This is a genomic window from Brevinematia bacterium (assembly GCA_039630355.1).
In the GTDB taxonomy this organism is placed as follows: Bacteria; Spirochaetota; Brevinematia; order DTOW01; family DTOW01; genus SKYB106.
The window spans coordinates 1-7,785 of record JBCNVF010000001.1 but is presented as its reverse complement, the minus strand read 5'-3'; the positions used below and the strand labels follow the sequence as shown (position 1 = coordinate 7,785).

The window sequence follows — 7,785 nt, the reverse complement described above, 5'->3', positions numbered from 1 at the left end:
GGTTGGTTCTTTTTTTTGCTTTTTTCTTTTCGTTTTATCTTTGTCTTCATTGTCTTCATTTTTGTTCTTCTCTTTTGTTTTCTGAAACTCTATCCAGTTGAGTATCTATTATTTTGTCTTCATTTGCTTTACTTACTTCTTCATCCTTCTTTGCTTTGTCTTTGTTCCTGTCTTCGTTCTTCGTTTGTTGCTCCGAAGTGAGTATTACTCACATCGGAGTATGACCGTATGACCGAGTGTATCCGTGTATGGTATGCGGATATGCTGATGCTATGCCGAGTGTATCCGATGCTATGCCGAGGATATGCTCGGCTCTTCACTCGTTGCTCACTCATTGCGTTGCTCGGAATTTTTTGTTGTCTGACGGTGGGGCGTTGTTCGGGCAGGAGGGGTGGGGGGTTGTTAGTCACACTCCTCTCATTTTCTGGTTTTCCACGGTTTTTCCCAACCAGAGAAACGGCAATTTAGCTTGACTTAACAATCAGTTTACATAGGCTTTTGCTTTTACGAGCGGGTAATTCTTAGGTTTTGTGAAAACTATTCAAGCAAAGAATGTTAAGTATTTATAAACTTTTGTTAAGTGGTTGTTAAGTGACTGCTAATTGATGTTGTAAGTCAAGTTTTCAGCTAGGTTAGGGTATTATCTTAACCCTCTTTTCTACCTTTCTCTTGTGAGAGAAAGCTACTTGGGGATATTGCTCAAGGGAGAGAAAGGTTTTACTTGGTGTTTGCTCAAGGCAGAGAAAGGCGATTCACCGCATCAAATCAAGCAAACTTCAGTTTTTCAACTAGAAAACAATCAAAAAAAGCAAGTTGGAGATATATATAAATATATATCTCTCCCAACAATATCTATTAGGGAATCCATAATTAAGAATCTACAATTAGGGAATCTACAATTAAGAATCCCAATAAAAATCTCTTACAGAGATTTTTATTAGATGATATTAAGAATTTTAATTTAAGAGTCTTAATGTTATACTTTCCTACAAATAATACTAACGTATTATTTGTAGAAGGTTTTGATTTTTGTTTTTGGCTTGTTTTGTTGAAAGACGGTTGGTTTTTGGTAGAATATTTTTGCTATGATTTCTCCGTTTATTTCGTATGCTGGGAGTAAGAGGTCTTTGTTGAACTGGCTTTACAAGTATTTTCCTAGGGAAGCAAAGGTTTATGTTGAGCCGTTTGCTGGGACTGGGGTTGTTAGTCTCTTGAAGCCGACGAAGACAAAATTGGACGTGCTAAATGACATAAACGAGGATGTGATAAATATGTTAAAGTGCATAAGGGATGATACGGAGAGATTCGCCGAGTATGTTCTTTTCACTCCGATTTACTACAAGGATTATGAGGAATACAAGAGGCTTGCAAAGGAAGGAAAGGGTGAGTTTGTTAGGGCAGTAAATTACCTTCTTTACCTTTTGACAACTGCTCCTTTTGTGAAAAGAGACGAAAAGTTCTTGTGGGTTTGGGTTAAAGACAAAAGCGATAAAGGAAAAGAAAGAGAGTGTGATATAAGAGCAACTAAAGACCAAGTTGTTGAAAGCATAAAAGAGATGGGAATTAGGTTTAGGAACACAGTTTTTATAAGTGTTGATTACGAAAACGTAGTTAGAAGTTATGACAAAAAGGGAGTGTTTTTCTACCTAGACCCGCCGTATCCTAATAGCGTTATAGGAGTAAAAGACAAAACTAAAGGATTTGATTACGAAAGACTACTAAACGTTGTTTTGGGGATAAAGAATGATTTTCTTTTGTCTTTGGGTTATGGAGAAAAAAACGAAGAAGCAAAGGAAATTGTTATGAGGTTTGCTAACAAACTTGAAGTTGTTGATAAACTGGTAAGAACTAGTTGTATTGGTATGCAGAAAAGAACTTTCGTGGAATACCTTTTTACTGGCAAAAGCACTAAATCAATTCCTGTGTATGTAAAAACTTTGTTCTAACCAATCCCAAACATCTTCCAAAAGGTCTTTTGCTATTTCCTTAAGCGTCTTTACGGTTTGGCTTTTGCTTTTACCTGTTGCTTTTACTTTGACTTTTACTCCATTGTCTTGGTAGAAAATAACGAAAAACCCATCAGAAAACTTAAACATTACCTTTTCTCCAAACAAGATGCAAGAAGCGATTATCTTTGTATAGACAGGATACTCGTTTTTGAAGCCAAACTCTTCTTTTATCACAAACTTGTTTTTACCTATCTTTATTTCGTATCTTTTTGTTTTCGGTATAAACTCAAGTATGCTATAAGCAACTGACAGTTCGTTTATTCCTCTGAAGTATAAAAAGGTTTCCGCAAATTTATTGTTATCTTCGTTTTTTATCTCCCCGACTGCAATCTTTATCATAGTATCTCATTTACCAGTTTTTCTTTGTCAAGATGGATTATAAAACTGCTCCTGCCTCCTCTTACAACTACAGGTATCCTGTCTGGAATATAAACGCTTAACGATGGATATTTAGTCGCAACAAACCTGATGAGTTTTTTTACCATAGGAAGGCTTAAGTATCTTCTACCAGCCCGTATGTTTGAAAGTGAAGACTTCTTGATACCAAGCGATTCTCTTAATTCAACAGCAGGAATAACCGAACAAATCCTCTCAACTATGTCAGAATGTATCCTTACCACTTCTTCGTTTATCATAACAAAAATTATAAACAATAACCTACGTAGTTTTCAAGTTGAAAAAAACTTGAAAGACAGTCTTAAATATGTTATAATCTTGCTATGATTGATGAAAACTTAAGAAAAGAGATGGTAAGGATTTTTAAGTCTCCTAAACTTGTAAATGTTGCTATAGATGTGTTTGCGGGTCTTTCGTTTGCTCAAGCGATAGAAAAGAACAAAATATCGCACGTTTGGGTCTATAAGAACAAAGAGAAAATCCAAGAGATGCTAACCTTTCTTGAAAAAAAGCAACTGGAAGCAGAAAATGGAGATGAGGTTGGGTGGGATTGGGTTATAGGATTTTGCAAAGAAAGACTAAAAAATCCAAACCTAGAAGACGCAATAGCAGTGAAATATCTAGACGTTTTGACAAAAGCACTTGAAAAAAAGAAGAAACTACCAGATGAATTTATTGAGGAGGTGTAAATGGTTTTTGACAAAGAAAAAGACGAATACGATTACCTAAATGTTAGAAAATGGCTTAAGGAAGTAATTTACAAAAAAACCATATTCAGAACCTCCTACTTTCAGGAACTCCTTAAAAAAGCAAAAGCAAAATACAAGTCTGTTGCTTATGCTCTCTACAGGGCTTTAAAAGCGTTGAAGCAAAAATTCCCTTTAAGCCTTGTAAAGTTTCACAGAAAGCAACTTGTTTTCTTGGGTGAGATTTTTGTTAAGAAAAGAGACATTGTTTTGTTTAAGGGAGGGAACAAAAGTGGTAAAACTACTGCGTTAGTAAGCGCTTGTGTGTTAAAAGCACTAGAGAAGCCTAACGCAAAAGTATGGGTTGTTGTTGTAAGTTTTCCATTAGGTGAGGATGTTGTAAGCAGTAGGATAGAAACTTTGTCTAAAGGCTTCGCAACATTTAACAAAAAGACCTACACTTACGAATTCTTTAACGGCTCAAAAATAACCCTTAAATCCGTCGAAAGCGGGGTTTATTCCTTTCAGTCTGCTTCTGTTGATTTGGTTGCGTTTGACGAAAGACCACCAAAGGAAATATTCCTAGAAGCATACGCAAGAACAATAGACACACAAGGACAAGTCATAATGACCTACACTCCAACAGAAGGAGTTGATTGGGTCTATGATATGTTCTTTGCAAAAGATAAGGGGATACCAGATGAAGATTTTAGCATCGTAAATGTTGCTACAATACAAAACAAGTTTATAAAACACGACAAGATACAAAAGATAAGAAACATAAGCGAAGAAGAATATATGAAACGAGTTTATGGTGCTTATGTGCTGGCAAATGATGTTCTTCTTCTCAAAAATGAAGACCTTACAGAACTACTGCAAACTTCTTTTACCCGTTATTCCTTGGTTTTAGACCAAAACAAAGATGTAGTCGAAATACCAGAACAACAAGACATAAACACCCTTGAATACTTTAAATACCCAACAACAAACAAGTCTTACTTTGTTGGTGTTGATATAAGCGGTGGTGTTGAACTTGATACATCCGTTATCCTTGTCTATACCCTCTCTGGTGAAGTTTGCTGTCAGTATTATTCCAACAAAGACAGTGTAAGAGAAGTTGCTTATAAAGCAGTTTATCTCGCAAGAAAATACAACAATGCTTTGATTTCCTTCGAAAGGAACGGGATAGGTTTTGCTTTTTCTGATTACCTAAAAGAACTCGGATACTTTAACATCATAAGGGACAAATCCAATAACCTAGGTATAGCAATAACAAGAGACGAGAGACTATACCTATATAAGATTTTGCTTGAATATCTGAACACAAAGCAAATCCAAATAACGAGCAACATAGCAAAAGAACTTAATAAGTTGCGGGTTGATACGGGATACATACGTGCTTCTGGTGGTGATGACTTTGTAAGTGCCTTGCTCTTGGTAATTAAAAGCATACATTCGCAAAAAATACAGTTTTCTGTTTTAAGCGGTAGTGTTGAAAAAAAAGCAAACGATATTATAAACTACAGTCTTGCTTAAAGGAGGTGCAAATGGTTGAAGCAGTTCTGACAGTAGTTGTTGCGATAAACTCAGTCTTAATCGTTCTTTTGGTAGTGAGGCAAAACATAATTGAAAAATTACTTGAGAAAAACAAAAAATCTGACGAAGACAGAGACACAAAAGAAGTTAAAACAATAGCAGATAACAAATACGACGATTTTAAGGATTATTTAGGTATTTGAGGAATGGGAGGAAGTATGTTTTACATCTGTAGGAACAAGCACATAATAGTGAATCCTGTAAAGAAAAATAGTGAATGGGTTTGCGGTGTTTGTGGAAGTGGGATAAGCAAAATATACAACAACGATATGAAAGTTGTCTATGATGGAAGAATAACAAAATTGAGATATGTAGCAAACCTTTACAAGGACTTTTACAAGCAACCGATTGAAAAGGAGGTAAGAAAGTGAGTAGTAAGTCAGATAAGATTATTGATGAAATACAAAAAGATTACAACAACGCAAAAACGGAACTAATCCAGATACAAAGACTCTTTCAGTTTGCGTCTGGTGATCAGTGGAGAACTAAAAACTGGATGCCGATTGATGTAAAAGGACTTCCTAAAAGAGTGCATAACAAAATAATTGCATACATAAAAGCCCTAACATCTTACTTTATCCAAAACTATCCAGAGGTTAAACTTAACAACATTCCTGCGGAGTATAGAGTTGTTGAAACAGAAATAAACAGACTTTTGCAGATTCCATACAACGCAAACCAAATAGCAAAAGCAGTCGGTTTTTCTCTGATTGCTGGATACTCGGTTGTGCGAATGGGAATAACACAAAGGGGATTTAAAGTAGATTTTGTTTATCCATTTCAGTTCTACCCAGAAAACGGGTCTCTTGACTTACAAACCGCAAGATACGTTGTTGAGAGATATATAGCAAGAAATGACAGACCTCTCTTACCTATACCGACAAGCATATTCCAGCAATACTATAACTTGAACAAAGAAAAGTTCAGTATCTTTACCAAAATTCATTACAAAGAAAAAGATAAAATAAGGCTTGTTGTTTTAAAAAGCGATTACGGAGAACTGGTTGGAGATGTAAGAGGAGAAGTTGTTTTGGAAGAAGAACTTACAACGACAGTCTTCCCATACGCAGTTATAACTCAAGACCCGTTTATTGGAACTATATATGACTATCAACTGTCGGAGGTTTCTCAAGCCAGAGATACACAGGTTATGATTAACAAGATAGTATCTTACTCCGATATTGTTATGGGACTTGCTTCCTTGGGAATTGTTAAAGCAAGAAATATGCAACCAAACCAAATAGAACTCTACCCAGGTGTGATAATACCTATTCCAGAATACAGCGATATTGTGATAGACAGAGGAATTGGGCTTAATTTTAATTTCGAAGCATACAACATATCTTCTTCGCTTATTGACGACATATTTGGGATGAACGAAATTCTTCGTGGTGTTAGACCTGCTAACATATCATCTGGTGCAGGATTACAGCAAATGTATAACATTGCATTAAGCAGACTTCAGATTAAAGTTCCATCCTTCAGACAATTCTTTCAGACGCTTACAGAGTATATATCAGAAATCCTTGATGTCTTGGTTGAAAGGCAAGTTGTTAATATACAAGAAGATATTGCACTAAACTTTATGGAATACTCCCGCAACTACACACCAGACATAACACCAGTTTTCTCTGCTTTGAGAAGAGATGAAGAAATTGTTGATACCGTTATCAGATTTACCAACGCAGGAGTATTTCCACCACAAATAGCAATGAATGTAATTTTGGATAAATACAAGCACCTTTTCCTATCGAAAACTGAACTTTTGGTAGAAAAGGTGTCAGAGGCTTTAACAATTAACGCAGGCAAAATAATTAGCAAACTTATAGGTTTAAGCAATATTTCTATAGGAGGTCTAGCAATGGAAGGAACATTAGTTTTAAGCGAGGCAGACAAGAAGTTTCTTGCTGCCGTTGGGATAAACCCTGATGATGTCACACCTGATGTCTTAAAAATGGCAAAAGACATACTTGAAGACCCTGATATGAAACCACAAATACAGCAAATGATACAAGAACTGGTAGCAAAAGGATACCAGCAAACAGATGCACAAGCAATGGTAGTAGTCACCATAATAAAAAGCATTCTAGATAGTCTTAAAGGACAATCCACACCTCAACAACCCGCACAACAGCCAACACCACCACAGGGGTAGTGTATGGATGATGTTGTAAGAGAAGCCGTTGAGGAAGCAATAGCAACTTCAGTAGTAAAAGATAACAACGAAACAAAACAAGAGGGACTTGACAAACAGACTGAAATCGTTAATAATAATAGCAATATTGCTCTGCAGGGAGAAAGGGAGTTTCCAAAAGAAAACCAAAGTTTTCAACAAGAAACTGGTTTTCAAAAAGAAACTCCTTCTGAAAGCACTCCCTTGAATATTGCTCTAGACTACGAAAGTATAAAGAGGGTTGCTAAAGAGATTAGTATGGAAGAAAAGGATGTAGAAGATATTGTAAAGACACTCGGCGTGACTCCGAATGCTATATTAGAAGCAAGAAAACTCGTTAAGGACATAGACGAACTAAGTAGAAAAATAGTTGCTATGGACGTAGAAGTAAAACAGAAACCAAAGGAGAGTAATACGAAAAAGGCAACCCATATAAGAACTAGTTGGACAAACATTGCAGAGCAAATAAAAAAAGATAGAAAACTAGTGTAGGAGGTGCAATATGGCAACATTGCAAGATGTAGCCGATGCGTTAAACGGCTATATAAGGACATACGACCTTTATGGTAAGGTCGTTGAAGATGTGTGGAAGACCAGTGCTTTAAGCATAGTTCTGAGAAAAAACAAAAGGATTGTTGACGGTGGGGTTGAGTATGAGTTTAGAACCCGTCTAGCAACTCCAAACATACCAGTTCAGAGAGCAAGATACTACGATACTCTAACACCAGAAAGACTAGGTAACCCTATAGTTGGTAGAGTTCCTATAGGAATATTCCAGTATGTCGTATCTATCTCGCAAGACGAGATTGACGCAGTTAGAGGAGAAGCAGAAGTTATTGACCTTCTGACAGACAAGTTAAATGAACTTGAAAATCTAGCAAAAGACAGGATAGCAAGAGACTTGATATACGGAACTGGGCAAAAC

Annotated in this window: 10 protein-coding genes; 8 read left to right on the top strand and 2 right to left on the bottom strand. The window is 36.2% G+C overall.

The window, feature by feature from the left end; translation table 11 throughout:
* Positions 1-1,085 precede the first annotated feature (1,085 nt).
* Complete coding sequence (locus ABDH28_00050) at positions 1,086-1,946, top strand: DNA adenine methylase (GenBank protein MEN2997420.1); 861 nt, start codon at positions 1,086-1,088, stop codon at positions 1,944-1,946.
* On the opposite strand, the gene ABDH28_00045 is transcribed toward ABDH28_00050, so the two are convergent.
* Positions 1,914-2,348, bottom strand: coding sequence for a hypothetical protein (locus tag ABDH28_00045; protein ID MEN2997419.1), 435 nt, complete (start codon positions 2,346-2,348; stop codon positions 1,914-1,916). The two genes, ABDH28_00050 and ABDH28_00045, sit on opposite strands and share 33 nt — an antisense overlap.
* Positions 2,345-2,644, bottom strand: coding sequence for a hypothetical protein (locus ABDH28_00040; protein ID MEN2997418.1), 300 nt, complete (start codon positions 2,642-2,644; stop codon positions 2,345-2,347). Before ABDH28_00040 ends, ABDH28_00045 begins: the two co-directional genes overlap by 4 nt.
* 84 nt (positions 2,645-2,728) lie before the next feature.
* Here ABDH28_00040 and ABDH28_00035 point away from each other — a divergent pair, with 84 nt between their 5' ends.
* The 7 genes from ABDH28_00035 to ABDH28_00005 all read left to right on the top strand — a co-directional run.
* A complete protein-coding gene (locus tag ABDH28_00035; GenBank protein ID MEN2997417.1) occupies positions 2,729-3,094 on the top strand; it encodes a hypothetical protein in 366 nt (121 codons plus the stop codon).
* A complete protein-coding gene (locus ABDH28_00030) occupies positions 3,095-4,627 on the top strand; it encodes a phage terminase large subunit (GenBank protein ID MEN2997416.1) in 1,533 nt (510 codons plus the stop codon).
* Between the two features lie 11 nt (positions 4,628-4,638).
* Complete coding sequence (locus ABDH28_00025; GenBank protein MEN2997415.1) at positions 4,639-4,830, top strand: hypothetical protein; 192 nt, start codon at positions 4,639-4,641, stop codon at positions 4,828-4,830.
* 15 nt (positions 4,831-4,845) lie between these two features.
* Positions 4,846-5,058, top strand: coding sequence for a hypothetical protein (locus ABDH28_00020; protein MEN2997414.1), 213 nt, complete (start codon positions 4,846-4,848; stop codon positions 5,056-5,058).
* Positions 5,055-6,842, top strand: a complete 1,788-nt coding sequence (locus ABDH28_00015) for a hypothetical protein (GenBank protein MEN2997413.1) — start codon at positions 5,055-5,057, stop codon at positions 6,840-6,842. Before ABDH28_00020 ends, ABDH28_00015 begins: the two co-directional genes overlap by 4 nt.
* A 3-nt stretch (positions 6,843-6,845) precedes the next feature.
* Positions 6,846-7,352, top strand: a complete 507-nt coding sequence (locus ABDH28_00010; protein MEN2997412.1) for a hypothetical protein — start codon at positions 6,846-6,848, stop codon at positions 7,350-7,352.
* Positions 7,353-7,362: 10 nt separating this feature from the next.
* On the top strand, positions 7,363-7,785 hold a 423-nt coding region (locus ABDH28_00005), incomplete at its 3' end, for a hypothetical protein (protein MEN2997411.1).

Bases quoted from the DNA above. Each gene is read 5' to 3' on its own strand.
- ABDH28_00030 (MEN2997416.1), top strand. From the start codon at position 3,095: ATGGTTTTTGACAAAGAAAAAGACGAATACGATTACCTAAATGTTAGA.
- ABDH28_00035 (MEN2997417.1), top strand. From the start codon at position 2,729: ATGATTGATGAAAACTTAAGAAAAGAGATGGTAAGGATTTTTAAGTCT.
- ABDH28_00025 (MEN2997415.1), top strand. From the start codon at position 4,639: ATGGTTGAAGCAGTTCTGACAGTAGTTGTTGCGATAAACTCAGTCTTA.
- ABDH28_00020 (MEN2997414.1), top strand. From the start codon at position 4,846: ATGTTTTACATCTGTAGGAACAAGCACATAATAGTGAATCCTGTAAAG.
- ABDH28_00010 (MEN2997412.1), top strand. From the start codon at position 6,846: ATGGATGATGTTGTAAGAGAAGCCGTTGAGGAAGCAATAGCAACTTCA.
- ABDH28_00045 (MEN2997419.1), bottom strand. From the start codon at position 2,348: ATGATAAAGATTGCAGTCGGGGAGATAAAAAACGAAGATAACAATAAA.
- ABDH28_00050 (MEN2997420.1), top strand. From the start codon at position 1,086: ATGATTTCTCCGTTTATTTCGTATGCTGGGAGTAAGAGGTCTTTGTTG.
- ABDH28_00040 (MEN2997418.1), bottom strand. From the start codon at position 2,644: ATGATAAACGAAGAAGTGGTAAGGATACATTCTGACATAGTTGAGAGG.